Source organism: Pelagibacterium sp. H642, from assembly GCF_031202855.1.
In the GTDB taxonomy this organism is placed as follows: Bacteria; Pseudomonadota; Alphaproteobacteria; order Rhizobiales; family Devosiaceae; genus Pelagibacterium.
Genome location: NZ_CP101829.1, coordinates 1,871,261 through 1,896,415, shown reverse-complemented (window position 1 = coordinate 1,896,415; position 25,155 = coordinate 1,871,261). Strand labels below are relative to the sequence as shown.

The 25,155-nt window shown below is 64.1% G+C and carries 27 protein-coding genes and 1 tRNA gene; 15 read left to right on the top strand and 13 right to left on the bottom strand.

The window, feature by feature from the left end; translation table 11 throughout:
* The 10 genes from mnhG to NO934_RS09305 all read right to left on the bottom strand — a co-directional run bounded on the left by mnhG (nt 1) and on the right by NO934_RS09305 (nt 7,601).
* Nucleotides 1–381, bottom strand: a complete 381-nt coding sequence (gene mnhG / locus NO934_RS09350; protein ID WP_309159689.1) for a monovalent cation/H(+) antiporter subunit G — start codon at nt 379–381, stop codon at nt 1–3.
* Nucleotides 378–659, bottom strand: coding sequence for a K+/H+ antiporter subunit F (locus NO934_RS09345; RefSeq protein WP_309159688.1), 282 nt, complete (start codon nt 657–659; stop codon nt 378–380). Before NO934_RS09345 ends, mnhG begins: the two co-directional genes overlap by 4 nt.
* Nucleotides 656–1,144, bottom strand: a complete 489-nt coding sequence (locus NO934_RS09340; protein ID WP_309159687.1) for a Na+/H+ antiporter subunit E — start codon at nt 1,142–1,144, stop codon at nt 656–658. Before NO934_RS09340 ends, NO934_RS09345 begins: the two co-directional genes overlap by 4 nt.
* Complete coding sequence (locus NO934_RS09335; RefSeq protein ID WP_309159686.1) at nt 1,141–2,781, bottom strand: monovalent cation/H+ antiporter subunit D; 1,641 nt, start codon at nt 2,779–2,781, stop codon at nt 1,141–1,143. Before NO934_RS09335 ends, NO934_RS09340 begins: the two co-directional genes overlap by 4 nt.
* A complete protein-coding gene (locus NO934_RS09330) occupies nt 2,778–3,122 on the bottom strand; it encodes a Na+/H+ antiporter subunit C (protein WP_309159685.1) in 345 nt (114 codons plus the stop codon). Before NO934_RS09330 ends, NO934_RS09335 begins: the two co-directional genes overlap by 4 nt.
* The gene (locus tag NO934_RS09325) at nt 3,122–6,067 is read right to left on the bottom strand and encodes a monovalent cation/H+ antiporter subunit A (protein ID WP_309159684.1); all 2,946 of its coding nucleotides are present in this window, start codon (nt 6,065–6,067) and stop codon (nt 3,122–3,124) included. The genes NO934_RS09330 and NO934_RS09325 overlap by 1 nt, the downstream gene beginning before the upstream one ends.
* Nucleotides 6,068–6,218: 151 nt before the next feature.
* Complete coding sequence (locus tag NO934_RS09320) at nt 6,219–6,605, bottom strand: hypothetical protein (RefSeq protein WP_309159683.1); 387 nt, start codon at nt 6,603–6,605, stop codon at nt 6,219–6,221.
* A 208-nt stretch (nt 6,606–6,813) separates the two neighbouring features.
* Nucleotides 6,814–7,041: a hypothetical protein gene (locus NO934_RS09315; protein ID WP_309159682.1), complete on the bottom strand. Its 228-nt coding sequence runs from the start codon at nt 7,039–7,041 to the stop codon at nt 6,814–6,816.
* 71 nt (nt 7,042–7,112) lie between these two features.
* Nucleotides 7,113–7,427 (bottom strand): DUF6804 family protein, encoded by a 315-nt coding sequence (locus NO934_RS09310; protein WP_309159681.1) that lies wholly within the window; start codon nt 7,425–7,427, stop codon nt 7,113–7,115.
* Nucleotides 7,428–7,511: 84 nt separating this feature from the next.
* Nucleotides 7,512–7,601, bottom strand: a tRNA-Ser gene (locus tag NO934_RS09305).
* A 206-nt stretch (nt 7,602–7,807) separates the two neighbouring features.
* Here NO934_RS09305 and NO934_RS09300 point away from each other — a divergent pair.
* The 15 genes from NO934_RS09300 to NO934_RS09230 all read left to right on the top strand — a co-directional run bounded on the left by NO934_RS09300 (nt 7,808) and on the right by NO934_RS09230 (nt 20,875).
* On the top strand, nt 7,808–8,500 hold the full coding sequence (locus NO934_RS09300) for an MBL fold metallo-hydrolase (protein WP_309159680.1): 693 nt from the start codon (nt 7,808–7,810) through the stop codon (nt 8,498–8,500).
* Between the two features lie 231 nt (nt 8,501–8,731).
* Entirely contained in the window at nt 8,732–9,397 is a 666-nt protein-coding gene (locus NO934_RS09295) for a 50S ribosomal protein L21 (protein ID WP_309159679.1), read from the top strand.
* 23 nt (nt 9,398–9,420) lie between these two features.
* Entirely contained in the window at nt 9,421–9,687 is a 267-nt protein-coding gene (rpmA, locus tag NO934_RS09290) for a 50S ribosomal protein L27 (RefSeq protein WP_309159678.1), read from the top strand.
* Between the two features lie 197 nt (nt 9,688–9,884).
* Nucleotides 9,885–10,433: a GNAT family N-acetyltransferase gene (locus NO934_RS09285; protein ID WP_309159677.1), complete on the top strand. Its 549-nt coding sequence runs from the start codon at nt 9,885–9,887 to the stop codon at nt 10,431–10,433.
* Nucleotides 10,430–11,473 carry a GTPase ObgE gene (obgE, locus tag NO934_RS09280; protein WP_309159676.1) on the top strand — a complete coding sequence of 348 codons (1,044 nt, stop codon included), beginning with the start codon at nt 10,430–10,432 and terminating at the stop codon, nt 11,471–11,473. Before NO934_RS09285 ends, obgE begins: the two co-directional genes overlap by 4 nt.
* Nucleotides 11,461–12,615 carry a glutamate 5-kinase gene (gene proB, locus NO934_RS09275; RefSeq protein WP_309159675.1) on the top strand — a complete coding sequence of 385 codons (1,155 nt, stop codon included), beginning with the start codon at nt 11,461–11,463 and terminating at the stop codon, nt 12,613–12,615. Before obgE ends, proB begins: the two co-directional genes overlap by 13 nt.
* Before the next feature lie 14 nt (nt 12,616–12,629).
* Complete coding sequence (locus NO934_RS09270; protein WP_309159674.1) at nt 12,630–13,913, top strand: glutamate-5-semialdehyde dehydrogenase; 1,284 nt, start codon at nt 12,630–12,632, stop codon at nt 13,911–13,913.
* Nucleotides 13,910–14,536 (top strand): nicotinate-nucleotide adenylyltransferase, encoded by a 627-nt coding sequence (locus NO934_RS09265; RefSeq protein ID WP_309159673.1) that lies wholly within the window; start codon nt 13,910–13,912, stop codon nt 14,534–14,536. The genes NO934_RS09270 and NO934_RS09265 overlap by 4 nt, the downstream gene beginning before the upstream one ends.
* A 255-nt stretch (nt 14,537–14,791) precedes the next feature.
* Entirely contained in the window at nt 14,792–15,139 is a 348-nt protein-coding gene (gene rsfS / locus NO934_RS09260; RefSeq protein ID WP_309163695.1) for a ribosome silencing factor, read from the top strand.
* Between the two features lie 16 nt (nt 15,140–15,155).
* Nucleotides 15,156–15,641: a 23S rRNA (pseudouridine(1915)-N(3))-methyltransferase RlmH gene (gene rlmH, locus NO934_RS09255; protein ID WP_309159672.1), complete on the top strand. Its 486-nt coding sequence runs from the start codon at nt 15,156–15,158 to the stop codon at nt 15,639–15,641.
* 46 nt (nt 15,642–15,687) lie between these two features.
* Entirely contained in the window at nt 15,688–17,058 is a 1,371-nt protein-coding gene (locus tag NO934_RS09250; RefSeq protein WP_309159671.1) for a peptidoglycan DD-metalloendopeptidase family protein, read from the top strand.
* Nucleotides 17,058–18,440, top strand: coding sequence for a S41 family peptidase (locus tag NO934_RS09245; RefSeq protein WP_309159670.1), 1,383 nt, complete (start codon nt 17,058–17,060; stop codon nt 18,438–18,440). Before NO934_RS09250 ends, NO934_RS09245 begins: the two co-directional genes overlap by 1 nt.
* 76 nt (nt 18,441–18,516) lie before the next feature.
* The gene (locus tag NO934_RS09240; protein ID WP_309159669.1) at nt 18,517–19,659 is read left to right on the top strand and encodes a divergent polysaccharide deacetylase family protein; all 1,143 of its coding nucleotides are present in this window, start codon (nt 18,517–18,519) and stop codon (nt 19,657–19,659) included.
* Nucleotides 19,656–20,192 (top strand): RNA pyrophosphohydrolase, encoded by a 537-nt coding sequence (locus NO934_RS09235; RefSeq protein ID WP_309159668.1) that lies wholly within the window; start codon nt 19,656–19,658, stop codon nt 20,190–20,192. Before NO934_RS09240 ends, NO934_RS09235 begins: the two co-directional genes overlap by 4 nt.
* Nucleotides 20,189–20,875: an aspartate/glutamate racemase family protein gene (locus NO934_RS09230; protein WP_309159667.1), complete on the top strand. Its 687-nt coding sequence runs from the start codon at nt 20,189–20,191 to the stop codon at nt 20,873–20,875. The genes NO934_RS09235 and NO934_RS09230 overlap by 4 nt, the downstream gene beginning before the upstream one ends.
* A gap of 47 nt (nt 20,876–20,922) precedes the next feature.
* On the opposite strand, the gene NO934_RS09225 is transcribed toward NO934_RS09230, so the two are convergent.
* The 3 genes from NO934_RS09225 to atpD all read right to left on the bottom strand — a co-directional run bounded on the left by NO934_RS09225 (nt 20,923) and on the right by atpD (nt 25,126).
* Nucleotides 20,923–22,995 carry a methyl-accepting chemotaxis protein gene (locus tag NO934_RS09225; protein WP_309159666.1) on the bottom strand — a complete coding sequence of 691 codons (2,073 nt, stop codon included), beginning with the start codon at nt 22,993–22,995 and terminating at the stop codon, nt 20,923–20,925.
* A gap of 202 nt (nt 22,996–23,197) precedes the next feature.
* Nucleotides 23,198–23,620 carry a F0F1 ATP synthase subunit epsilon gene (locus tag NO934_RS09220; protein WP_309159665.1) on the bottom strand — a complete coding sequence of 141 codons (423 nt, stop codon included), beginning with the start codon at nt 23,618–23,620 and terminating at the stop codon, nt 23,198–23,200.
* A 66-nt stretch (nt 23,621–23,686) separates the two neighbouring features.
* The gene (atpD, locus tag NO934_RS09215) at nt 23,687–25,126 is read right to left on the bottom strand and encodes a F0F1 ATP synthase subunit beta (RefSeq protein ID WP_309159664.1); all 1,440 of its coding nucleotides are present in this window, start codon (nt 25,124–25,126) and stop codon (nt 23,687–23,689) included.
* Nucleotides 25,127–25,155 lie beyond the last annotated feature (29 nt).

The window sequence follows — 25,155 nt, the reverse complement described above, 5'->3', positions numbered from 1 at the left end:
TCAAACTTTATGCTCGGCAGTGTTGTCCTGCGGTGCCGCGACCCTTGGACCCGGCTGCGGGACATCGGGATTGCCGTCCGAGCGGTCCCGGTGCAGGGCGGCGCGCGAGAGCAGCATGAGGGTTACCGGCGTCGTGACGGTGACGAAAACCAGAATGAGGATTTCGTGCAGAACCGGCCGCGCCTCCACGAGCGAGAAATAAAGCGCGGACGCCGCCACGACGCCCACCATCCCGGAGCTTGTGCCCAGCGTTGGCGCATGCACCCGGGCATAAAACGAGTTCAGCCGCGCCAGCCCCAGACAGCCGAGCAAAGTCAGCCCGGCGCCGCCAAGGATCAGCACGGCAAAAACGATAGCGCCCCAGAGCGGAATCTCGGTCATTCGATAACCTCCCCGCGCATGAGGAACTTGGCCAGCGCCACGGTGCTGACAAAGCCCAGCATGCCGATCACCAGTGCCACTTCAAAGAAGATGGAGGTCCCGATCCTGATCCCCACGGTGACCAGCATCAGCATCCCGGTGACATAAAAGGCGTCCAGCGCAAGCACCCGATCCTGGGCCCGTGGTCCCAGGATCATGCGATAGGCCGCCAGCACCATCGCCAATGCCAGCATGACCTGCGCAACGATGAGGGAGAATTCGACAATTTGCGAGCTCATTGGGAAATCTCCAAAAGGCGTCGTTCGTAGCGATTGGTGATGGTGTCGATCCACGATTCCCGATCCACCAGGTCGAGGACATGGAGCAGCAATTCCCCGCTATCCTCGTCGAACTCCAGCCACACGGTGCCCGGCGTGGCGGTGAGAATGATCGCAAGGAAAGCAAGATAGGTCTGGTCGCGCAGCTTCAGCGGCACCCGCAAAAACCCCGCGCTTTTCGGCGCCGTCCCTTGGGTCGCAACGATCCAGGCCACCGCGACGTTCGAGCGGATCACGTCGACAAGGACTACGAGAACCAGACTCACAACCACCCATGGCTTGCGCAGGATTGGCCTTTCCAGCCCAAGATTGCTGGTTGCGATGCCGGCGAAAAGTCCAACCGCCGCACCCAGCAAAACCTGCCCGAGCGAAACGTCCTGCTGCAGGATGAGCCAGAAGATGGTCAGCGACAGGGTGAGGACGCGATGGGGGAGAACGCGTCTCATGGCAATGCTCCTCGTCCGGGATAGGGAACCGACGTAGACGAGACCACGCCGTCCACATAGGCGACGGGGTTGTGCAGTTCGGCGGCCGCCGCTTCGAAATACCCCATGGCCGGCCCGGCAAAGATCGTCAGCGCCAGGCAGGCCCCGATAAGCATGGTGATGGGGACGATCTCGACGACGCCGATTGTCGGGGTCATATCCTCGCGCGTGGCCCAGAAGGTGTTTATGCCGCCGCGCAGCATGGCGATAAGCACCGCCAGCCCCGATATGATGAGCAGCGCCACCGCCACCCAATCGGCGCCGGCGATCGGCACGCCCGTTTCCCCGGCATTGATGCCGATGATGCCGGTGAGGATGGCGAATTTGGCGATGAACCCCGAAAAGGGCGGCATGCCGGCGATCAGCAGCGCACAGGCGATAAAACTTATGCCCAGCAGCGCCAGCTTGCCGGGGATCGGGATGCCCACTTCTTCCTCGTCGGGAAGCGCATCCTCGTCCTCGAACCCGAAGGCTTCCATGGTGACGGCCAGAACGTCGGCACCGGCCATACGGCCGCGTTCGATCAGTTCGACCAGCATGAAGAGCGCCGCGAGCGCCAGGGTCGACCCCACCATGTAGTAGAACGCGCCGGCCGCCACCTCCACCCCGCCGATGCCGATCGACACCAGCATGGTGCCCGAAGAGACGATCACCGCATAGGAGGTCAGCCGCGCAAGGCTTTGCGAGGCCAGCACCCCGACCGATCCGAAAACCAGCGTCACGAGCCCACCGATCAGCAGCCAGTTCTGCGCCAGCCCAGCCGACGGCCCGGTTTCCAGCCCGAAGATCAAAAGCGACATGCGCCAGACCACATAGATGCCGACCTTGGAGAGAATGGCAAAGATCGCCGCCACCGGGGAAACCGCCGCCGAATAGGCCGAAGGCAGCCAGAAGCACAGGGGCCACATCCCCGCCTTGATGAGAAACGCCATGCCCAGAACCGCTGCCCCAACTTCGAACAGCATGCGGTCGGCATCGGCGATCTCGGGCGCGCGCATGGCGAGCTCGGCCATGTTGAGCGTCCCGGTCACCCCATAAATGAGGCTGACCCCGATGAGGAAGATGAACGAGGCCACGAGGTTGATGGCGATATAGTGAAGACCCGACCGCACCTTGGCGACCGTCGAGGCGTGCAGCAGCAACCCATAGGACGCCGCCAGCATGATCTCGAAAAAGACGAAGAGATTGAACAGATCCCCCGTGAGGAACGCGCCGTTGACCCCCACGATCAGGAACAGGAACAGGGAATGGAAATGCGGCCCCGCGCCATTCCAGCGCGCCGAAGCGAAGGTCATGGCGGCAGCGCCCAGCACCGAGGTCAAGGTCAGCATGACCGCCGCCGTGCGGTCGGCCACGAGGACAATGCCGAAGATCGGCGACCAATTTCCCAAGAGATATACGCCGAGCCAGCCATTGTCGGCGCCAGCCCCGGTGAGAAACAGCAGCACGACCGAAACGACGATCAGCGCGGCCATGGTGACCCCAGTCGCAATGGCCTTGGCGACCTTGTTCTGGTCGCGGAACAACAGCAGCACCGCGCCGACGAAAAGCGGCAGCACGATGGGCAGGATGATGATGTGGCCAAGCGGCATGGTCATTGTCCCGGCTCCCGTCCATCCACATGGTCGGTGCCCGTCAGTCCGCGCGCCACGATGAGCACCACAAGAAACAGCGCCGTCATGGCAAAGCCGATCACGATGGCGGTCAGAACCAGGGCTTGCGGCAGCGGATCGGTGAAGGTCGAGCTGTCCATGGGCACGTTGGGATCGACCACCGGCGGCAGCCCCAGCCCCAGCCGTCCCATGGCAAAGATGAAGAGGTTGACCGCATAAGAGAGCAGCGAAAGCCCGATGATCACCTGGAAGCTGCGCGGACGCAGGATGAGCCAGACGCCCGAGCCGGCCAGGACGCCGATGCCAATGGCAAGAATGAGTTCCATTAGGCGTCTCCTTTTTCCAGGATTGGCGTTTCGAGCTCTGGGGCCTCCTCGTCGTCCTCGATGCTGGGCCTGATCTTGGGCTTGCGAATCGATTGGTGCGCAATCGCCACCAGCATCAGGACGGTGGCACCGACCACGAGAACGAAGACCCCGAGGTCGAACAGCAGCGCCGACGCCGTGGGCACCCGCCCGATGAAGGGGATTTCGGTATATTGGAAGAACGAGGTGAGGAACGGATAACCAAAGATCCAGGCACCCGCACCCGTACCCAGTGCGATCAGCAGCCCGACCGCGATCCAGCGGACCGGCAGCACCCGCAACCGGTCCTCCACCCAGCGCGTGCCGCCGGCCATGTATTGCAGAAGGAAGCCGATGGACATGGCAACGCCTGCCGCAAAGCCGCCGCCCGGAGCATCATGGCCGCGGAAGAACAGATAGGCGGCCAGAACGATGATGACCGGAAACATCCAATGCATGATCACCGAGGCGATCGGCATATAGCGTTGCCCGCCATCCTCGCTCTCGGAATCGCCGCGCCCATAGAGTTCGATCAGCCGCCGCTGCTGCTCGGGCCGTTCCATGCTTTCGGGCGCCGGCCGGAACCGGCGCAGCAAGGCAAAGACCGACAGGGCGACGATCCCCAGCACGACGATTTCCCCGAACGTGTCGAAGCCGCGGAAGTCGACGAGAATGACATTGACCACATTGCGCCCCCCGCCCTCGGGATAGGCCAGTTCGAGGAAATACGTGGCGACGGTATCGGCCAGATCGCGGGTCATGACGAAATAGGCGATGACGGCGGTGGAAAGCCCCACCGCCACCGCGATCGCCAGATCGCGGCCGCGCCGCGCCACCACCGATAGAGGCCAGCCCCGCGTGCCGTAGAGGTCCGGCTGGCGCTTGGGCATCCAGCGCAGCCCCAAAAGGATCAGGACCGTGGTGACGATCTCGACGAGCAATTGGGTGATCGCCAGGTCCGGCGCCGAGAACCACACGAAGGTAAGGACGGTGACCAGCCCCGCCCCGCTCATGAGCACCAGGGCCGCAAAGCGGTGGAACTTGGCCTGATGCGCCGCCCCTATGGCGCAGGCCGCCCCCACCGCCCAGATCAGCGCAAACACCGGATCGAAGGTGACCAGCGGAAACGTCACACCCGAGACCTCCGAGCGGGTGACGACGGCAAAGCCGGCCGCCAGGACAGTGAGGATCACGATGCCGATCTGGGTCTGGAGCCGCCTGGTGCCCAGGATGTTTTCCAGCGAGCGCGCCAACTTCCAGGAAATCGTCACCATGAAGCGCTCGAACATGCGCTGGCCCTTGAGATGGCGAACCACCGGCGGGCCGTCGAGCCTGCTCGCCGGGCCTCGAATGGCAAAATAAACGGCGATGCCGCCGATCAGCGCAATGAGGCTCATCAGCAGTTCGAGCGTGAACCCATGCCAGACCGAAAGGCTGTAATAGGGCACGTCCGGCCCCAGCACCGAGGCGACGGCAGTGGCCAGGAACGGGCCGATGGTGATGCCGGGGATCACCCCGACCAGGAGACAGGCGACCACCAGCAGTTCCACCGGCACCCGCATCCAGCGCGGCGGCTCATGGGGGTCCCTGGGCAGGTCGAGGGGTTCGGGGCCGAAAAACACCCCGGCGATGAACCGGATGGAATAGACGACGCTGAACAGCCCGCCTAGCGTCGCGATATAGGGCAGCGCCTGGTCGAGGATGGAATTGTTATGCACCTCGAGCGTCTCGGCAAAGAACATTTCCTTGGAGAGAAACCCGTTGAGCAGCGGCACCCCGCCCATGGCCGCGCTCGCCACCATGGCCGCGGTCGCGGTGATCGGCATGAGCCTGAACAGCCCGGAAAGCTTGCGCAAATCGCGCGTTCCGGTCTCATGGTCGATAATGCCGGCCGCCATGAACAGCGAGGCCTTGAAGGTCGCGTGATTGACGATGTGAAAGATGGCGGCGACTGCGGCAAGCGGGCTCGACATGCCGAGCAACAGCGTGATGAGTCCCAGATGGCTGATGGTCGAATAGGCCAGCAAGCCCTTCAAATCCTGCTGGAAGATCGCCGCATAGGCGCCCAGGATCAGCGTGATCGACCCCACCGATCCCACGATCCAGAACCACATATCCGTGCCCGCCAGCACAGGCCAAAGCAGCGCCAGAAGGAAAACGCCCAGCTTCACCATGGTGGCTGAATGCAGATACGCCGACACAGGGGTCGGTGCGGCCATGGCGTTGGGCAGCCAGAACTGGAAGGGGAATTGCGCGCTCTTGGTGAAGGCGCCGAGCAGGATCAGGATCAGCGTCACGCCATAGAGATCGTGGCTCTGGATAGCCTCGCGCGAGGCGAGGATCGCGTCCAGATCGTAGCTCCCAGAAATATGGCCGAGCAGGATCATCCCCGCCATCAGGCACAGCCCGCCCGAAGCGGTGATGGTGAGCGCCATCCGCGCCCCGTCCCGGGCCGCGGGGTTATGGTACCAGTAGCCGATGAGCAGGAAGGAAAAGAGGCTGGTGATCTCCCAAAAGATCACGAGCTGGATGACATTGCCCGAGAGCACCACCCCGAGCATGGACCCCATGAAGGCCAGGAGAAAGGCAAAGAACCGCCGCACCGGATCGTCCGGGGACATGTAATATCGGGCATAGAGCATCACCAGCGCCCCCACCCCGGTGACCAGGGCCGAGAACAGCCAGGTGAACCCGTCCATCCGGAAAGTGAGGCTCAGCCCGATGCTGGGAACCCAAGGGATCTCGTAGCGCAGCACCGCCCCGGTCGCGATTGCCGGATAAAGTCCGATAACAAGAGCAAAGCAGGCCACAGCGACGCCAAGCGACCACCAGGCCGAGACCGAGCGGCCGAAGCGGCCCAAAGCCATCACCAGCGAAACGGTGAATGGCAGCCCGATTATGAAAACAAGTCCGAGAGCTGGTTCCATCGACGCCTTTGCGGAAAGTTCGAAGCCAGGTGTATCGAGCGCGAGCCGGAGCCCGTACCGCTCGTATCAGGTGCGATACCCTCCGGCGGCCGAGCCTGCGCGACGCAGGAAGAGTGAGCATTGCGATCCGCCAGGACGGATCGCGAAAGCGTCAGGCAACGGGCGGCGCGCGTTTTAAATGCGAGCTTGCGGCAACCGGCGCGATCATGGGGAGAACCGGGGTGCCCAATTCGGCTGTGAGCCACTGCCCGCTGCCGCGTTCAAGGTTTGCGGCAACCTCGAGTGCCGGCGCGCCATCCCCGTCCAAACCGGCGCGCATGCCGCAGACGGTTTTGTCCGCGCCCGCCCTTAGAATCTTGCCCGCCTTGACGTCGTCGACCGCCTGGCCATAGCTGGTCGGCAGATGCTCGCAGGCGATCTGCTGCATGGTGGTGTGCACGGGCAGGACGAAAACCAGGATCAGGGCGGCGATCCTTGCGAGCGACAGCACGAGCCGGCTGGCTCGTTTGCTCGTCCAGGCGATGCGCGTGCGTCTCACCGTAAATCTGTCCGTAAATCTCATGGCCACCCATTGAGATACGGGCGCGAGCCATGCGCGTCAACGGTGCTGCGGCGGGAGGTGCAAATTTCCTGAACGGCTGGCGCCTGCGGTGTAGCGCCGACACGGCTTCAAGCAAGCCAAGGCGCCGCCGACCGCACGATCTGGTGGCGCCGCAAGCAATCGCAATGCGATTGGCCAGGCCGAATTATTGGGATCGTTTGTCGCCCTTTTCACCCCGTCCGGTCTCGGGAGCGCCGCGCTCGGGCCGCTCCACTTCGTCGGGCTGGGCCGGTCCGGTCTGGCGCGGGGTCGCGACCCCGTCATGGTCGACTTCGATCACCGAACCGCTGTCATCAGGCTGGCCCTGCCCCGTCTGGGCGATGGTTTCGTCCTTGGGTCGATCATTGGCCCCTGTCGTGATCTTCTCTTTCATGGCCGTCCTCCTTTCGAAGAAAACGCCTGGACCGCGTCACCGACTATCAAAATTGCATATGATGGCCGCGATCAGTCCTTTTGCCGATCCACCTTGAGCATCAGCCCCGCCAGGCACGCAAACGCCATTCCCGCCACGACATAGATCACCATCCAATGGCGCGCGGGCATGACAATGGGCTGGATGGGATTGAAAAGGATGGCGCTGGCGATCAGCCCGTAGCTCACTGCCCGCAAGGGCTTCCACAACAGCACGGCAAAAAAGATCGAGCCACCGAACCCGGCCAGCCGCAGCACCGTATGATGCGTCCATGGCAGCGGCAGCAGGGCGCTGAACATCAGCGCGGCGATGGCAATGGCGATCCAGGTCGTATCAGGCAGCTTCATCTCTCACCCCCTCGCGCCCACACTATAGGGCTTGAAGGTGACAGGAAAGCCATTCGAAAAATGCCTGGGGGCGGCATGAGAAAATGGCGGAGAGGGAGGGATTCGAACCCTCGGAACGCTTGCGCGCTCAACGGTTTTCGAGACCGCCCCGTTCGACCACTCCGGCACCTCTCCGTCTTGGTGTCGCAGAACGGCTGGGCGCCGCCCCGCCTGGGGTCGTTGGGTGGGCGCTATATGGCATAGCGTACGGTGCCTCGCAACACCTTGTTTCGAATTGCCCCTGCGGCGAAGATGACCGCCGATTGCGCGGGCTCGGGGAACGATCCCGGCATGCCCCTGTTCCCGGGTAGAGGACGAAAGACAGCACGGAAGGAAACCCGATGTATGAACGCGACAGCTATCAGACCGCTGCCGGACCTCTGGTCATCATCCCGATCCATCATGCCAGCTTCGTCATGGAGTGGAACGGGGAAACCATCTATTGCGACCCCGTGGATGCCGATCGCTTCGCCGATCTTCCCGCTCCCACGCTGATCGTGCTCACCCACCACCATGGCGATCACCTTGACGCCGAAGCGCTTGAAAAACTGGCTGGCGAGGATACCGCGATCATCGCCCCCCGGATCGTGCATCAGAAAATCCCCGCCGAGATCGCGGGCCGCACGCGCGTCATGGCCAACGGGGACAAAACCCGGTGGCACGACATCGGCATCGAGGCGATAGCCATGTACAACACCACTCCCGAGCGGCAGAAATTCCACGAAAAGGGCGTGGGCAACGGCTATCTCTTCGATTTTGCCGGCACGGTGGTCTATCTCGCCTCCGACACCGAGCCGACCCCGGAAATGGAGCGCCTGGGCAAGATCGACATCGCCTTCTTCCCCATGAACCTGCCCTATACCATGACCCCCGACCAGGTGGTCGAATGCATAGAAAAGACCGCGCCGGGCTACGCATACCCCTTCCACTATCGTTTCCCGTTCGACGAACCCGGCTTCGAGCCGGCCGAACTGGCCGCTCTGGTTCCCGCTGGCACCAAGACACAAATCGTCGAGCGCGACTGGTATGAGTGAACCCCGCACGCCGCGACACCCTTGACTCGCGGCCCGTTTACACCCATAAGCACCCCGAACGCGCATGGGCCCCGCCTGTGCGCCGTTTGTTTTGTTTGAAACACGCTGCCACAGGCCGCCCGCCGGATTTCCGATCCGGCCAGCCAAGTCCGCGGAAACTCTGGGCAAATGCCCGCGGCGCCGTCAGGTGCGAAGAACCAAGGGAACCGGGTGGAAACCCGGCGACACGAAATGTTTGCAGTCATCAAGACCGGTGGCAAGCAGTACAAGGTTGCTGCCAACGATCTGGTACGCGTTGAAAAGCTCGCTGGCGAAGCCGGCGATGCCATCACCTTTGAGAACGTGCTGATGGTTGGCGCTGGCGCCGACGTCACGCTGGGTGCTCCGCTCGTCGAAGGCGCGCTGGTCGCCGGCGAGGTGGTCGAGCAGTTCCGCGACAAGAAGGTCATCATCTTCAAAAAGAAGCGTCGCCAGCACTACCGCCGCAAGAACGGCCACCGCCAGGAACTGACCCTGGTGCGCATCACCGAGATCCTCACCGGCGGTGCCAAGCCCTCGGGCAAGAAGGCCGCTGCGCCCAAGAAGGCCGCAAAGACCGAGGCCCCCAAGGCCGAGGCCAAGCACGCCGCTGCCAAGGCCGAGAAGGCTGAAGCCGCGCCGGCCGCCGAATTCAAGGACGACGTCAAGCTGATCGGCGGCGTCGGTCCCGCTCTGGAAAAGAAGCTTGCCGCCCTCGGCGTCACCAGCCTCACCCAGATCGCCGGGTGGACCGCTGAAGACGTCGCCAGGATCGATGGGGAGCTCAACTTCAAGGGCCGCATCGAACGCGACGAATGGATCGACCAGGCCAAGGACCTGATCGCCGGCAAGCCCCCGCGCGCCAAGGCCGATCAGTAAGTTACGCAAGAGGATTTTGAACCATGGCACATAAGAAAGCAGGCGGTTCGTCCCGCAACGGTCGCGATACCGCTGGCCGTCGTCTCGGCGTCAAGAAGTTCGGCGGCGAAGCCGTTGTCGCCGGCAACATCATCGTGCGCCAGCGCGGCACCAAGTGGCATCCGGGCACCAATGTGGGCCTGGGCAAGGACCACACCATTTTCGCGCTTGTCGACGGCAAGGTGACCTTCGCCACCAAGTCGGGCGGCAAGAGCTTCGTCTCGGTCGAGCCAGTCAAGGCTGCTGAATAACTCGGCAGTTCGCCTGGAGCGCTAAGAGCGTGTCCAGCAAAAGTGGAAACGGTTTTGCGGTTCGGACACGCGTGGCCTAAGAAGCGCGACGCATAGGAACGAGGCTGCCGGAGACCTTCTCGCCGGCGACGCACTCGGATATGGATCAGGGGAGCCGGCCACCGGCTCCCCTTTTCGTTTGAGAGTTCACCGCCCCCATGACCGAGCAGCCTCAGATCTACACCGAGCGCCTGATCCTGCGCCGCCCGCGCCTGCGCGATGCGCCGCGCATCGCCGCGCTGCTCAACAATTTCGAGGTGACCAAGAACCTGGCGCGCGTGCCCTACCCCTATACCATCAACATGGCCGTGGACTGGCTCGTCCGGCAGAGAAAGGAATGGTCGCCAGACACCATAACCTTTGCCGTCTGCGATCCGCGCCAGGGGCTCATGGGGTTTTGCGGCATGCACAGGGAAGGCCGCGACGCCGAGATCGGCTATTGGCTGGGCGAGCCGTTCTGGGGCAAGGGCTATATGACCGAAGCGGCCGCGGCGGTGATCGATTGGTATTTTACCATGTCTTCGGCCAATCGCATGGTTTCGGGCGTTTTCTATTTCAACGCCGCCTCCCTCGCCATCCAGGAAAAGCTGGGTTTTGTGCGCACCGGCATTGGCAAGCGAATCTGCCTTGCCCAAAATACCGACATCGACCATATCGAAACCGAACTGACGCGGGACGCCTTCTACAGGGCGCTTGAAAAGCTATGAAATTCCTCGATCAGGCCAAGGTCTACATCCGCTCGGGCAATGGCGGGTCGGGCTCGATCGCCTTCCGCCGCGAAAAATTCGTCGAATTCGGTGGCCCCAATGGCGGCAATGGCGGCCGGGGCGGCGACGTCATCGCCGAATGCGTCGATGGGCTCAACACCTTGATCGACTACCGCTACCAGCAGCACTTCAAGGCCGGCACCGGCACCCATGGCATGGGCCAGAACCGCACCGGCCCCGATGGCGAGGACGTTATTCTCAAGGTGCCGGTCGGCACCCAGATCTTTGAGGAAGATGGCGAGACGCTCATTGCCGATTTCACCGAAGTCGGCCAGCGCCAGGTCCTGCTCGAAGGCGGCAATGGCGGCTTTGGCAACGCCCATTTCAAATCCTCGACCAATCAGGCGCCCCGCCGCGCCAATCCCGGCCTGCCGGGCGAGGAGAAATGGATCTGGCTGCGCCTGAAGCTGATTGCCGATGCCGGGCTGGTGGGCCTGCCCAATGCCGGCAAATCGACATTTCTTTCGGCAGTCACCGCCGCCAAGCCCAAGATCGCCGATTATCCCTTCACCACCCTCCATCCCGGCCTGGGCGTGGTGCGCGCCGGCGCGCGCGAATTCGTGCTCGCCGATATCCCCGGGCTGATCGAGGGCGCATCCGAAGGTGCGGGGTTGGGCGACCGGTTCCTGGGGCACGTCGAGCGTTGCGGCGTCCTGATCCATCTTGTGGACGGCACCCAGGAGGATGTGGTGGGCACCTACCGCACCATCCGCGCCGAACTCGAGGCTTATGGCCATGGTCTTGAGGACAAGGAGGAAATCCTTTGTCTCAACAAGATCGACGCCCTCGACCCGGACACCCTGGCCGAGCGCAAGGCAGCGCTTGAGGAAGCGTCCGGCGGCGAAGTGCTGACCATTTCGGGCGCCACCGGCAACAATGTCGATACCGTCCTTTATGCCGTTCTCGATGTGCTCGACCACAATGCCGAAAACGAGGGCCGGTCCTCCAACGCCGAGCCCAAGGACAAATGGGTGCCCTGATGCAGGCGGAAGCGGCGCAAACGCCCGACGCCCTTGCCGGCTATAAGCGGCTGGTGGTCAAGATCGGTTCGGCCCTGCTTGTCGATGGGGCGACGGGCAAGCTGCGCACCCAATGGCTCGCGGCGCTCGCCCAGGATATCGCCGCGCTCAAGGCGAAAGGCTGCGATGTGGTGATCGTCTCTTCGGGCGCCATTGCGCTCGGGCGCCGCATCCTGGGCCTGCCCGGCAAGACGCTGCCGCTCGACCAGAGCCAGGCGGCGGCCAGCGCCGGCCAGATCGCCCTCTCCCAGGCCTGGGCCAGCCATCTTGGCGAGCACGCCATCACCACGGGGCAGATTCTGCTGACCCCCAATATCACCGAGGAGCGGCGCTATTTCCTGAACGCCCGCACCACGATCAACACGCTTCTGGGCCTGGGCGCGGTTCCCATCATCAATGAGAACGATTCGGTGGCGACCTTCGAGATCCGCTATGGCGACAATGACCGGCTCTCGGCCCGTGTCGCAACGATGATCGAAGCCGACATGCTCGTGCTGCTCTCCGATGTCGACGGCCTCTATACCGCCCCGCCCGCCCAGGATCCCGACGCCCGGCACATCCCGCACGTGGCAGAGATCACGCCCGAAATCGACGCCATGGCCGGCGGCGCGGCAAGCCACCTCTCGCGGGGCGGCATGACCACCAAGCTCGGGGCCGGCAAGATCGCCACCCATGCCGGAACCGCGATGATCATCGCGCTGGGCACCGCGCCCCATCCGCTGCGCGCTCTCACCCAAGGCGCCCGGCACACATTTTTCGCCCCCACCCCCAGCGCCACGGCCGCCCGCAAGCGCTGGATCATGGGTACGCTCGAAGTCGCCGGCCAGATCACCATCGATGATGGCGCGGTGCGGGCGCTGAAATCGGGCCGCTCGCTCCTGCCCATCGGTGTGGTCAAGGTGCGCGGCGCGTTCGTGCGCGGCGATACCGTCGCCGTGCTCGATCTTGATGGCCATGAGATCGCCCGTGGCCTTGCCGGGCTGGACCGCGAGACGGCCGAGCTGGTCATGGGCAAGAAAAGCGAGACCATCAGGGATATCCTGGGCCCATCCACCCGCACCGAGCTTGTGCATCGCGATAATCTCGTGCTTTTGGGTCACTAAAAATTGGGGAGGCAATGATGAGCGCCGCCGTACCGCAAACCGATGACGTCGCAGCCACCATGGCCGCGTTGGGCCGACGTGCCCGCGCCGCCGCATCGATCCTTGCCCACACGGCAACGGACAAGAAGGACGCCGCCCTGCGCGCCGCCGCCCAGGCCATCGATATCCGCCGCGGCGACATTCTTGCCGCCAACGCGCTGGATATCGAAGAGGCGAAAAAAGGCGGCATGAGCGCCGCCTTTCTCGACCGCCTGACGCTCAACGATGACCGGCTCGACGGCATCATCGCAGCGCTGAGGACAGTGGCCGATCTGCCTGACCCCGTCGGAACGGTGATCGCCAATTGGCAGCGACCCAACGGGCTCGACATCTCCCGCGTCCGCACCCCGCTCGGCGTCATCGGGGTGATCTTTGAATCCCGCCCCAACGTCACCGCCGATGCCGGCGCGCTGTGCCTCAAGGCCGGCAACGCGGTGATCCTGCGCGGCGGTTCGGACAGCTTTCATTCCTCGCGCGCCATCCACGCCTGTCTTGTGGAAGGCCTCAAGGCCGGCGGTCTCCCCGAGGACGCCATCCAGATCGTCCCCACCACCGACCGCGCGGCCGTGGGCGAAATGCTCAAGGGCCTTAATGGCAATATCGACGTCATCGTGCCGCGCGGCGGCAAGGGGCTGGTGGGACGCGTGCAATCGGAGGCGCGCGTTCCGGTCTTTGCCCATCTCGAGGGCCTGGTGCATGTCTATGTCGACAAAAGCGCCGATCTCGATCTCGCGGTCAGGGTGATCGCCAACGCCAAGATGCGCCGCACCGGCATTTGCGGCGCCGCCGAAACGCTGCTGATTCACACCGATGCGGTCGCCACCCATCTCAAGCCCATTGTTGACGCCCTGATCGAGAAGGGCTGCGAAATCCGCGGCGATGAGGCGGTTCGGGCCGTCGTTGCGGCCAAGCCCGCCACCGAGGACGATTGGCGCACCGAATATGAGGACGCCATCATCTCGGTCAAAGTGGTCACGGACGTTGCCGAGGCCATCGCCCATATCGAGCATTATTCTTCCCACCACACCGAGGCGGTGATCGCCGAGGACCCGGCGGTGGTGGAAAAATTCTTCAACCAGATCGATTCGGCGATCCTCATGCACAATGCCTCCACCCAATTCGCCGATGGCGGTGAATTCGGTTTCGGCGGCGAGATCGGCATAGCCACAGGCAAGATGCACGCGCGCGGCCCGGTCGGGGTCGAGCAATTGACCAGTTTCAAATATCTCGTGCGCGGAAACGGGCAGACCCGTCCTTGAGCCGGCTCATCCTCCCCGGCACGACCGACCTGCCGCCCTCGGCGCCCGGCATGCGCATCGGGCTGTTCGGCGGCAGCTTCAATCCGCCCCATGAGGGCCATCGCCTCGTCTCGCGCGAAAGTCTCAAGCGCCTCAACCTCGATGCGATCTGGTGGCTGGTGACGCCGGGAAATCCGCTTAAGACCCACGACGACCTCGCCCCGCTTGCCGAGCGGGTTGCGGCCGCGCGGGCGCTTGTCGACCATCCGGCCGTCCGCGTCACCGGTTTCGAGGCGGCGCGCGGCTTTACCTACACCTATCAGACGCTCGAATTTCTCACCCAAACCCTGGCGGACCGGCGTTTCGTCTGGATCATGGGCGCCGACAGCCTCTCGAGCTTTCACCGCTGGGAGCGTTGGGAGGATATTTTCTCCCTGCTCCCCATCGCCGTCTATGTCCGCCCCGGCTCGACCCGCTGCGCCCCGTTTTCCAAGGCGGCCCTGCGCTTCGCCCGCAGCCGGATCGATGAAGCCGACGCTCCGCGCCTTGCATCCATGCACCCGCCCGCCTGGGTGTTCCTGCACGGGCTGATGAGTTCGCTCTCCTCCACCGATCTGCGCAACGGAAAAGCGCAGCAGCCCTGACGTTTGGTTACCGTCTCATTAACGACATTAATCCATGATCGCATAAGAGCGTCGCACGCCCTTGGCAAAGCGGGGCGCCGCGCTCATATTGGAAGCGTGCAACGCAAGCTGCGATGCAGGCGTTGCTACAAACGAAATACGGTCACGAAAAGGAAACCGAACCAACCTGATGACCCAGCACATGCCCTATAGGGCGGAGGACCGCGCTTGATGGCTCCCACGCCCCACAAGTCGGTATCGAACGATACCGCACCCATGGCCGCTCACCAGGTCCAGCTTCTCGACCTGATTCTCGCGTCGCTCGAAGACGCCAAGGCCGAAGATACGATCGCCATCGACATCACCGGAAAATCGTCGCTCTCGGACCACATGGTGGTGACCTCCGGGCGCTCGAACCGCCATGTCGCAGCCGTCGCCGACCAATTGGTCAAGGCGCTCAAGGAAAACGGCTACGACAAGCCCCGCATCGAAGGCCTGCCGGCTGCCGACTGGGTTCTGGTCGATGCTTCCGATGTGATCGTGCACATCTTCCGACCCGAGGTTCGCGAGTTCTACAACATCGAAAAGATGTGGGCCGCGGATTTCGGAACCGACACGCACTGATTCGTTTCCGAATCGGATGCGGGTGCTGATCATTGCCGTCGGGCGGATGAAATCCGGGCCCGAACGTGATCTTGTGGCGCGCTATCTCGACCGCGCCACCGCCGGCGGACGATCGCTGGGGCTCACCGATTTTGCGGTGATCGAGCTGGCAGAATCGCGCGCTTCGAGCGCCGATGCCCGTAAGGCCGAGGAAGCCCGCGCCATCGGTGGCGCCCTGCCCGACAAATCGGTCGTGATTGCCCTCGACGAGCGCGGCCGGTCACTCTCCAGCCCCGATTTCACCGACAGGATCGCCCAATGGCGCGACGACGGACGCCCGGCCCTAGCGCTGCTGATCGGCGGCGCCGACGGTCTCGACCCCGAGCTGCGCAAATCCGCTGATCTCGTCGTTTCCTTTTCCGCCATGACCTGGCCGCACCAGCTCGTGCGCATCATGGCCGCCGAACAGCTCTACCGCGCCACCACAATTTTATCGGGCCATCCCTACCATCGGGGCGATTGATGGCCGTGTCTCTGCTATTGTCCGGGCTGATTCGGAGTTTGCCGGTTTGAGCCTGCCCGTGGGACCGTTCCATTTCCGCTCGATCGTCGCTGCGAGCCTTGCCGCCCTGGCGGCGGGCGCGCTTGCCCTGGGGCTTGCCACCGGGCCGTTGGGCGCGCAGGAAGAGCCCCTGCCCGATCCCGAAACCATCCCCACCGACAATCTCGAGCAGACAGCCGCCGAGGCCCAGGGCGATCTCCAGGCCGTCCAGGGCGAGATCGATCTCAGCGAGGAGCGGATCGAAGCCATCCGGGCCGAGATCGAGGCGCTCGATGGCGACGCCACACAGTTGGGGCTGGAACTCACCGCCGCCGCCCAGCGCGTGGATATGGCCGATGAGGATATCCGGCTGATCGAGGAACGGCTGCAGGAACTGTTCGCCGAGGAACAGGCCGTCCGCTCGCGCCTCGACGGCCACGACCGCTCCATCTCCAACCTTTTGGCCTCCCTGCAGCGCATCTCCGCCACCCCGCCCCCGGCCATGATCGTCGATCCCACCGACGCCCTGGGCTCGGCCCGCGCCGCGATGCTGTTGGGCGCGGTTCTGCCCCAGCTCCAGCAGCGCGCCGAAACCGTCACCGAGGATCTCAACGCGCTCATGGCCCTCAAGCAGACAGCGCTCGAGGAAGCCGACCGGCTCAACGCCAACCTCACCACGCTCAACGAGGAGCGGCTGCGCATCGCCACCATCATCCAGGCCCGCCAGCAGGGTCTCGAATGGCTGAGCGAGGACCTGCTGCGCGAGCAGGCCGAAGCCCAGGCGCTCGCCGATCGCGCCACGTCTCTCGAACAATTGATCGAGAGCCTCGATACCCGCATCGCGGCCGTCACCGCCGCCGACGAGGCCACCCGCGCCGCTAATGCCGGCGAAGCCGTCCCCACCCTCGATCCCGAGACGCTTGAGCTCGCTTTCGCCGACACCGCGCGCACCGAGCCAGCCGTGCCGATCGCCGCCGCCAAGGGCTATCTCACAGCCCCGGTGCGCGGCGTGCCCGTCACCACCTATGGCGCCGCCGACGGCTTTGGCGGCACCGCCAAGGGCCTGACGATGTCCACGACAGAGGATGCCACCGTGGTCGCCCCCGCCGATGGCTGGGTGGTCTATACCGGCCCCTTCCTCAATTACGGCCAAATCGTCATTCTCAATGCCGGTCAGGATTATCTCGTGGTGCTCGCGGGCCTCGAAACCGTGTCGGTCGAGCGCGGCGCCTTCGTGCAAATGGGAACGAGCGTGGGCACCATGGGCGAAGCGTCCGGGGACGATGGTGGCGGATCGGGCCCGGCATTGTATATAGAATTGAGGGAGGGCGGCATTCCCATCGATCCGGAAGGATGGTGGACTGCCGGCTCCCAGCAACAGGAAAGTGGAACGAGCTGATGGCGGTGGTTTTCAAGCGGGCTCTGATCGCGCTCATGGCGGTGCTTGTGTCGGTCGGTCCGATCGCGGCGCAGACCGAACAAAGCGAAATGACCCAACAGGAGCAGGACGAATTCTATCGTCAGCTCGAATTGTTCGGGCTGGTGCTCGATCGCATCCGCGACGAATATATCGAAGCCCCCGACGAGACCGAACTGATCCGCGCCGCCATCCAGGGCATGCTGACTTCGCTCGATCCGCACTCGGCCTACCTTTCGCCCGAGAGCTTTGCCGATGTGCGCGAGGACACCTCGGGCACCTTCGGCGGCCTGGGCATCGAGGTCACCATGGAAGAGGGGCTGGTCAAGGTCGTCACCCCCTATGACGAAAGCCCCGCCTCGCGCGCCGGGATCCTCGCCAATGATTTCGTTGTCGAGATCGACGGCCAGCAGGTCATGGGCATGACCCTTGACGAGGCGGTGGAGCTGATGCGCGGCGAAATCGGCACCGATGTGGATGTCGTGATCGCCCGTGAAGGTGTCGACCAGCCCATTGAGTTGACCCTCACCCGCGACATCATCGAGGTTTCGGCGGTGCGCTGGAGCATGGAACGCGACGTGCCCGTCATCCGCCTTTCGCGGTTCTCCGGCCAGGCCTTCAGCGGCCTCGATGAAGCCATCCGCGAGATCTTTGCCGAAAACGACGGCGAAGCGCCCACCGGCATCATTCTCGACCTGCGCAACAATCCCGGCGGGCTTGTCGATCAGGCCCAGTTCGTGGCCGATGCCTTCCTCTCCCAGGGCTCGGTGGTGCTGACGCGGGGGCGGATCGACAGCCAGAACTCGCGCTACGATGCCCGTCCCGACGAGCTCGACGCCATGCTGGCCGACGTGCCGGTGATCGTGCTCATCAATGGCGGGTCGGCCTCGGCGGCCGAAATCGTGGCCGGTGCGCTCCAGGATCAGGGCCGCGCCACGCTTGTGGGCACCCGGTCCTTCGGCAAGGGTTCCGTCCAGTCGATCATTCCCCTGGGCTTTGACGGCGCCATGCGCCTGACCACGGCGCGCTACTACACGCCCAACAACCGTTCGATCCAGGCGCTCGGCATCACGCCCGATATCGAAGTGCTCCAGGACGTTCCCGAGGAACTCCAGGGCTTTGATACCATCATCGGCGAGGCCGGCCTTGCCGGCCATATCGCGGGCGAAGAAGAGGAGGCAACGGTCGGCTCTTCGGTCTATGTTCCCGCCGACAAGGCCGAGGACAATCAGCTCCAGCACGCCATCGATCTCATCCTGGGCGAAACCGAGGACCCGGCCTTCCCGCCCAATCCTGATGCGGTGGTGGCCCAGCAGAATACCGAAGCGGCCGAAGCTGAGGCCGAAACCACCGAAACCGAATAGACGGCTCGACAACTCGGCCCCCCGTTCGGGGGGCCGAACCGTTCCAGTGCTCGGGGGAAACCGGAACACAAGTGCCATGACCGACGAGTTGAGCGCCCCGCTCGGCCGCAAACGCCGCAAGAATAACAAGTCGGGATCGCCCTCCCCGATGGCTTGGCCATGGGGACGGATCGGCGCGGCGCTCCTCGCGCTCATCGTTCTGGGCGTTGTCGGCTGGATCGTTCTTGTCGACGATCCCCTTGGCGGACGCCCTGTCGCCGAAGCGCCGGTCAACACCCAGCCGGTCGAGAACCCGGTGGCGATCGAACTCGCCAGCCCGTCCGAACCTGCCCAGGCCACCGCGACGCCCGCGGACGGCCCCTCGATCATCACCCTTTCCGACATCCCCGCCGACGATGACGAATTGGCCGCGGCAGGCCCGAACCGGGATCTCTTCGAGATGACCGAAAACGGTCCCCTGCCCCGCGTCAGCCCCAGCGGCCTTGCGCCCCATGAGGCCTACGCCCGGCCTTCGATTTCCCCCGCCTCGGCCGGCGGACGCAAGCTGATCGCGGTGGTCGTATCCGGCCTGGGGCTGAGCGAGGCAACCACACGAGAAGCCATCGATGCGCTACCGGGCACCGTGACACTCGCCTTCGCCCCCTATGGCGGAAACCTCACCGCGCTGGCCGACGAGGCACGGGCCGACGGGCATGAACTCATGCTCGAAATTCCGCTCGAACCCTTCGATTATCCCCAGAACGATCCCGGCCCCCATACTCTTTTGGTGGATCAGCCGCCGCGCGACAACCTCGAAAAGCTCTATTGGCTGTTGACGCGGATGACCGGCTATACCGGCGTTCTCAACCATATGGGTGCGCGCTTTACCGCTTCGGCCGCCGATTTCGCGCCCGTCATGGAAGAGCTCGGGCTGCGCGGGCTGGCCTATCTCGACGATGGCAGCTCCAACCGGTCGGTCGCCCCGCAACTGGCGCGCCAGAACGATGTTCCCTATGCCCGCATCGACGCGGTGATCGATACCAATCCCTCCCAGGCGGCCATCATGAGCGCGCTCGACGGCCTCAAGGCAGCCGCCGACCAACGCGGCCAGGCCCTCGGCATCCTTTCGGCGCTGCCCGTATCCATCCGCACCCTGGCCGATTGGGCCGATACGCTCGATGAGGAGCAGTATCTACTGGTCCCGGTCAGCACTCTTTCCACACTCGAGGCAAATCAATGACCCAGTCTCCGCGGCGCGAGGACATGCCCTACCGCGATTGCGTCGGCATCGCGCTCTTTAATGCCGAGGGCAAAGTCTTCATTGCCCGCCGCATCCTCACCCCCGGCCCCGACACCTCGGAAGTCGACGCTCCCTGGCAGATGCCGCAGGGCGGGATCGATGATGGCGAGGAGCCCCTGCGCGCCGCCTATCGCGAGCTTTTCGAGGAAACCGGCATCCGCACCATCCGTCTTCTCGCCGAAGCGCCCGATTGGATCGAATATGATCTGCCCGACGAGGTGCTGGGCATCGCGCTCAAGGGCAAGTATCGCGGCCAGCGCCAGAAATGGTTCGCCTTCCTTTTCGAAGGCGAAGAAGCCGAAATCACTCTCTGCCACGACAATCCCGGCATCGATCCCGAATTCGACGCATGGGCCTGGGAAGATTTCGACAAGGTCCCCGAGATCATCGTGCCCTTCAAGCGCCCCGCCTATCTCGAAGTGCGCGACGCCTTCGCCCACCTGCCGCAAGATATCCAGGCCCGCAAGCCGTGAAGACCATCGGCATCATCGGCGGGATGGGCTGGGAATCGAGCGCACAATATTACGCGCTCATCAACCGGCACACCGCCAGCCGGCGCGGCGGCCTGCATTCGGCGCCCATCATCCTGGATTCTCTAGATTTTGCCACGATCGAAACCCTTCAGGCTCGAGGTGACTGGCAGCGTGCCGGCGAGCTGTTGGCCGCCTCGGCCCGGCGCCTGCAGGTCGCCGGCGCCGATCTGCTCGTCCTCGCCACCAACACCATGCATATCGTAGCCGAGGACATCGAAAGCGCCGTTTCGGTCCCTTTCCTCCACATCGCCGACCCCACCGCCGACGCGCTCCTCGCCGATGGCGCGGGAACGGTGGGATTGCTGGGCACCCGGTTCACCATGGAAATGGATTTCTACAAGGACCGGCTGCGCGCCCGCGGTCTCGAGCCGCTGGTCCCCGAGGTGGATAGGACCAATCTTGACGGCATCATCTATAACGAGCTCTGTCGCGGCATCGTGAGCGACGCCTCGCGCGCCGTCTATGTCGAGGCCATCGAGCGCCTCGCCGCCCGGGGCGCAGAGGCAATCATTCTCGGCTGCACCGAAATCGGCATGCTGATTTCCGACGATGACAGCCCCTTGCCCGTCTACGACACCACGACCCTGCACGCGGCGGCAGCCGTCGAAGCGGCCCTGAAATGAAAAAGGGGCGCCCACGCGCCCCTTCCCATTGATCTGCCGGAAAAGTCCTAAAACTCTTTCCAGTCCTCGTCGACGGCGGCATTGCCGTGGCTCAAATAGGCGCCGGCGGCCTGCTTGACCTTGACCTGCAGCGAGCGGGCATGGTCGTCCGGCCGCCCCTGCGGCCGGGCAGCCGCCGCGCCGCGCTCCACGCGGAACACATCCACGATCCGGTCGAGCGCCGTCGCCTGTTCCTCGGTCTGGGCGATGGCCGCATTGGTTTCCTCGACCAGCGCCGCATTGTGCTGGGTCATTTCGTCCATCTGCCGTACGGCGTCGTTGACTTCCTCGATCGAGGAGGCCTGCTCGCGGCTGTCGCGCGCGATCGCTTCCATCTGGCGGGTGTTGGCGCGCGCCGCCTCCAGCATGGCCGCAAGCTTTTCGGCCGCCTGGGCGACGAGCTTGGAGCCGCCATCGACCTCGGTTGCGCTCTGCTCGATCAGCGCCTTGACCTCGGCCGAAGCCTCGGCCGCGCTCTGGGCCAGCCGGCGCACCTCGACGGCGACGACGGCAAAGCCCTTGCCCGCTTCCCCGGCCCGCGCCGCTTCCACCGAAGCGTTGAGCGCCAGAAGATTGGTCTGGAAGGCGATGTCGTCGATCATCTTGATGATGTCGGAAACCTTGGCCGACGAGGTGGTGATCCGCCCCATCGCGGCGGTCGCCTCGCCCATGACCTGCCCGCCTTCCTCGGCCGAACGGGTGACCGAAGCGGCGGTCTGGGAAGCATCCTGGGCCCGCTTGGCGTTGTCCATCACGGTCACCGCAAGCTGTTCCATGGCCGCCGAGGTTTCCTCGATGGTCGCCGCCTGGCGCGTTGTGCGCTCGGAAAGATCGTTCGCACCCGAAAGGATCTCGCCCGTCGCCGTCTTGAGCGTACGCGAGGTGCCGCGCAGCTCCATCACGATGTCGGAGAGCTTTTCGGCGACCGCATTGGTGTCGTGCTTGAGATTGGCGAACGCCCCCTGATACTCGCCCATCACCCGCATGGTGAGGTCGGTATTGGCCAGGGCTCCGAGCACGCTGCCGGTTTCGCGCAATCCCCTGTCCACGGTCTCGACCAGATCGTTGACCGAGCCGGCCAGGGCATTGAGTTCGGCATCGGCGAAATTGGCCTCGACGCGCTGGCCGAAATCGCCGGCGATTGCCGCATCCACCACATTGCCGAACGAAGCCTGAAGCTGCCCCATCATTTCCCGGCGGGCCTTTTCGTCGGCCACGATGCGCGCGGCTTCCGCTTCGGTCATCGCGGCGATCTTCTGACCGTTCTCGCGGAACACCTCGACGGCGCGGGCCATCTCGCCCACTTCGTTGCGGCGGTCGGTATAGGGCACTTCGACGTCGAATTCGTTCTGGGCGATCCGGCCCATCACTTGCGAGAGCACCGGGATCGGCCGCGCGATCAGACGCGAGGCGATCACCGAGAGAACGCACATGATGGCGACGGCAATGCCGCTCACGATCAGCAGCAGGTTCATGGTGTCGGATACCACGGCCGTGATCGCATCCTGGCCAACGCCCACATAGAGCATCCCCAGCACATCGGTGCCCGAGAGATAGGTTATGGGCTGATAGACCGAATAATAATGCTCGCCATTGACCATGGTCTCGGTATAGACGGCGCCCTCTTCGAGGACCTGCCGGTGCAGCGGGCTGTCGCCCGGAATCGGCTCCATCGTGATGCGATTGCCCTCGGCATCGACCATCGAGGTCGTCACCTGCTCGAAAAATCCGGTTTCCGAGTTCCAGGCAAAGATCGCCGTCGTCTCGCCGGTCACCCGGGCGATCGAATCGGCGACGTCATTGTTGTAAAAGCGCGGCATCACCCATGTGCCGATGCTCGCCACGTCGCCTTGTTCGGTCCAGTCGACCTGAATGCCGCCCATGCCACCCAGAATGGTGGCCGCCGTCCGGATATTGGACTGCTGGCTCTGCTGCGCCACCTGGTCGGTATTGGCCGAAAGATTGATGTAAACCGCCGCGACCACGGCACCCACCGAAAGCAACACGGCACCGACCACCATCGCGGCGATCGTCGTGGTCATGGGAATGCGCCCCAGCGTTCTGCTGATTAAGCCCTGCATCGTCAGCTCCTCGTCGACGAATTTTCTCCCTCCTGGGAGATCGTCGCAAAGCTACGGACAGAAGATTAAATGATCGTTTCGGATTTCGGTGGCCTCCCGGCAAGAATTCGAAACCTCTCGCGGGCCGATTTCCACCCCGCCGCAAAACAAAAAGGGCGCCCGCCGGACGCCCTTTTTTCAAGAAATTCGTTCTGCCCGGGGCCTAATGCACCGAGCCACCGATCGAAGCACTTTCGAGCAGGAGGTTACGCCAGGTATCGAGCGCATTCTGGGCCGCGATCTTCTCGTCGCCCTCGCCTGCCGCCGACAGCGCCTGCTGCGCCTGGGAAATCCTCGCCTCGATTTCGGTCCGTCCGAACTCGCTCGCCGGTCGGGCCTCCTCGGCCAGGATCGTCACCCCGGCATCGGAAATGTCGGCAAAGCCGCCACCCACGAAAAAGCTCTTGTTGGCCCCGCTGGTATCGACCACCGTGACGAACCCCGGCTTGAGCACGGTCATCAGCGGCGCATGGTCGCCCATCACCGTGAGATAACCCTCGGCGCCCGGCACGACCACCGACCGCGCCTCGGCGCTCAGAACGAGCACTTCCGGCGATACGATTTCGACTTTGACGCCTTCGGCCATGTCCCTGTCCGTTCTCTAAAACAAATCCCGTGCGGGCCGGAAAGGCCCGCACATGCCGTCAAAAGCTTAGGCCGCTTCGGCAGCCAGGCGCTGGGCCTTCTTGACCGCGTCGTCGATGGTGCCGACCATGTAGAAGGCCTGCTCGGGCAGGTGGTCGTATTCACCGGCCACCAGGCCCTTGAAGGCCTTGATGGTGTCTTCGAGCTCGACATAGATGCCCGGCGTGTTGGTGAAGGCTTCGGCCACGTGGAAAGGCTGGCTCATGAAACGCTCGACCTTGCGGGCGCGCGCCACGGTGAGCTTGTCTTCTTCGGAAAGCTCGTCCATGCCCAGAATGGCGATGATGTCCTGGAGCGACTTGTAGCGCTGCAGGATTTCCTGCACCGAGCGGGCCACGTTGTAGTGCTCTTCGCCCACGATGGTGGGATCGAGCATGCGCGAGTTGGAGTCGAGCGGATCGACCGCCGGGTAGATGCCCTTTTCCGAAATGGCGCGGTTGAGCGAGGTCGTCGCGTCAAGGTGCGCAAAGGTCGAGGCGGGCGCCGGATCGGTAAAGTCGTCGGCCGGGACGTACACGGCCTGCACCGAGGTGATCGAGCCCTTGTTGGTGGTGGTGATGCGTTCCTGGAGCGCGCCCATGTCGGTGCCCAGGGTCGGCTGGTAACCCACGGCCGAAGGAATACGGCCCAGCAGAGCCGACACTTCCGAACCGGCCTGGGTGAAGCGGAAGATGTTGTCCACGAAGAACAGCACGTCCTGACCCTTGTCGCGGAAGTCTTCAGCGATCGACAGGCCGGTCAGCGCCACGCGGGCACGGGCTCCCGGGGGTTCGTTCATCTGGCCGAAGACCAGCGCGCACTTGGAACCCTCGGTCGAACCGTTGTTCTCCTTGGGGTCCTTGTTCACGCCCGATTCGATCATTTCGTAGTAAAGATCGTTGCCTTCGCGGGTGCGCTCGCCGACGCCGGCGAACACCGAGTAACCGCCGTGAGCCTTGGCGACGTTGTTGATCAGCTCCTGGATCAGCACCGTCTTGCCCACGCCGGCGCCGCCGAACAGGCCGATCTTGCCGCCACGGGCATAGGGGGCCAGAAGGTCGATGACCTTGATGCCGGTCACAAGGATTTCGGCCTGGGTGGCCTGGTCGACGAATTCGGGCGCCGGCTGGTGAATGGTGCGGCGGGTCGGCGTGTTGACCGGACCGGCTTCGTCGATCGGCTCGCCGATCACGTTCATGATGCGGCCGAGCGTCTCGTCGCCCACCGGCACCGAGATGGCTTCGCCCGTGTCGCGCACTTCGGTGCCGCGGGCCAGACCTTCGGTCGTGTCCATGGCGATGGTGCGCACGGTGTTCTCGCCCAGGTGCTGCGCCACTTCGAGCACGAGGCGGTTGCCGTTGTTGTCGGTTTCCAGCGCGTTCAGAATGGCCGGCAGGTGGTCGTCGAAGGTGACGTCCACAACGGCGCCCATGATCTGGGAAACGCGGCCGATTTTAGTCTCTGCCATGGTTCTTGTCCCTGTGTCTTGGTGCGTTC

Excerpts from the sequence above, each read along its gene's own strand:
- mnhG (WP_309159689.1), bottom strand. The coding sequence starts at position 381 with ATGACCGAGATTCCGCTCTGGGGCGCTATCGTTTTTGCCGTGCTGATC.
- NO934_RS09345 (WP_309159688.1), bottom strand. The coding sequence starts at position 659 with ATGAGCTCGCAAATTGTCGAATTCTCCCTCATCGTTGCGCAGGTCATG.
- NO934_RS09340 (WP_309159687.1), bottom strand. The coding sequence starts at position 1,144 with ATGAGACGCGTTCTCCCCCATCGCGTCCTCACCCTGTCGCTGACCATC.
- NO934_RS09335 (WP_309159686.1), bottom strand. The coding sequence starts at position 2,781 with ATGACCATGCCGCTTGGCCACATCATCATCCTGCCCATCGTGCTGCCG.
- NO934_RS09330 (WP_309159685.1), bottom strand. The coding sequence starts at position 3,122 with ATGGAACTCATTCTTGCCATTGGCATCGGCGTCCTGGCCGGCTCGGGC.
- NO934_RS09325 (WP_309159684.1), bottom strand. The coding sequence starts at position 6,067 with ATGGAACCAGCTCTCGGACTTGTTTTCATAATCGGGCTGCCATTCACC.
- NO934_RS09315 (WP_309159682.1), bottom strand. The coding sequence starts at position 7,041 with ATGAAAGAGAAGATCACGACAGGGGCCAATGATCGACCCAAGGACGAA.
- NO934_RS09310 (WP_309159681.1), bottom strand. The coding sequence starts at position 7,427 with ATGAAGCTGCCTGATACGACCTGGATCGCCATTGCCATCGCCGCGCTG.
- NO934_RS09300 (WP_309159680.1), top strand. The coding sequence starts at position 7,808 with ATGTATGAACGCGACAGCTATCAGACCGCTGCCGGACCTCTGGTCATC.
- NO934_RS09295 (WP_309159679.1), top strand. The coding sequence starts at position 8,732 with ATGTTTGCAGTCATCAAGACCGGTGGCAAGCAGTACAAGGTTGCTGCC.
- rpmA (WP_309159678.1), top strand. The coding sequence starts at position 9,421 with ATGGCACATAAGAAAGCAGGCGGTTCGTCCCGCAACGGTCGCGATACC.
- NO934_RS09285 (WP_309159677.1), top strand. The coding sequence starts at position 9,885 with ATGACCGAGCAGCCTCAGATCTACACCGAGCGCCTGATCCTGCGCCGC.
- obgE (WP_309159676.1), top strand. The coding sequence starts at position 10,430 with ATGAAATTCCTCGATCAGGCCAAGGTCTACATCCGCTCGGGCAATGGC.
- proB (WP_309159675.1), top strand. The coding sequence starts at position 11,461 with ATGGGTGCCCTGATGCAGGCGGAAGCGGCGCAAACGCCCGACGCCCTT.
- NO934_RS09270 (WP_309159674.1), top strand. The coding sequence starts at position 12,630 with ATGATGAGCGCCGCCGTACCGCAAACCGATGACGTCGCAGCCACCATG.
- rsfS (WP_309163695.1), top strand. The coding sequence starts at position 14,792 with ATGGCCGCTCACCAGGTCCAGCTTCTCGACCTGATTCTCGCGTCGCTC.
- rlmH (WP_309159672.1), top strand. The coding sequence starts at position 15,156 with ATGCGGGTGCTGATCATTGCCGTCGGGCGGATGAAATCCGGGCCCGAA.
- NO934_RS09245 (WP_309159670.1), top strand. The coding sequence starts at position 17,058 with ATGGCGGTGGTTTTCAAGCGGGCTCTGATCGCGCTCATGGCGGTGCTT.
- NO934_RS09240 (WP_309159669.1), top strand. The coding sequence starts at position 18,517 with ATGACCGACGAGTTGAGCGCCCCGCTCGGCCGCAAACGCCGCAAGAAT.
- NO934_RS09235 (WP_309159668.1), top strand. The coding sequence starts at position 19,656 with ATGACCCAGTCTCCGCGGCGCGAGGACATGCCCTACCGCGATTGCGTC.
- NO934_RS09225 (WP_309159666.1), bottom strand. The coding sequence starts at position 22,995 with ATGCAGGGCTTAATCAGCAGAACGCTGGGGCGCATTCCCATGACCACG.
- NO934_RS09220 (WP_309159665.1), bottom strand. The coding sequence starts at position 23,620 with ATGGCCGAAGGCGTCAAAGTCGAAATCGTATCGCCGGAAGTGCTCGTT.
- atpD (WP_309159664.1), bottom strand. The coding sequence starts at position 25,126 with ATGGCAGAGACTAAAATCGGCCGCGTTTCCCAGATCATGGGCGCCGTT.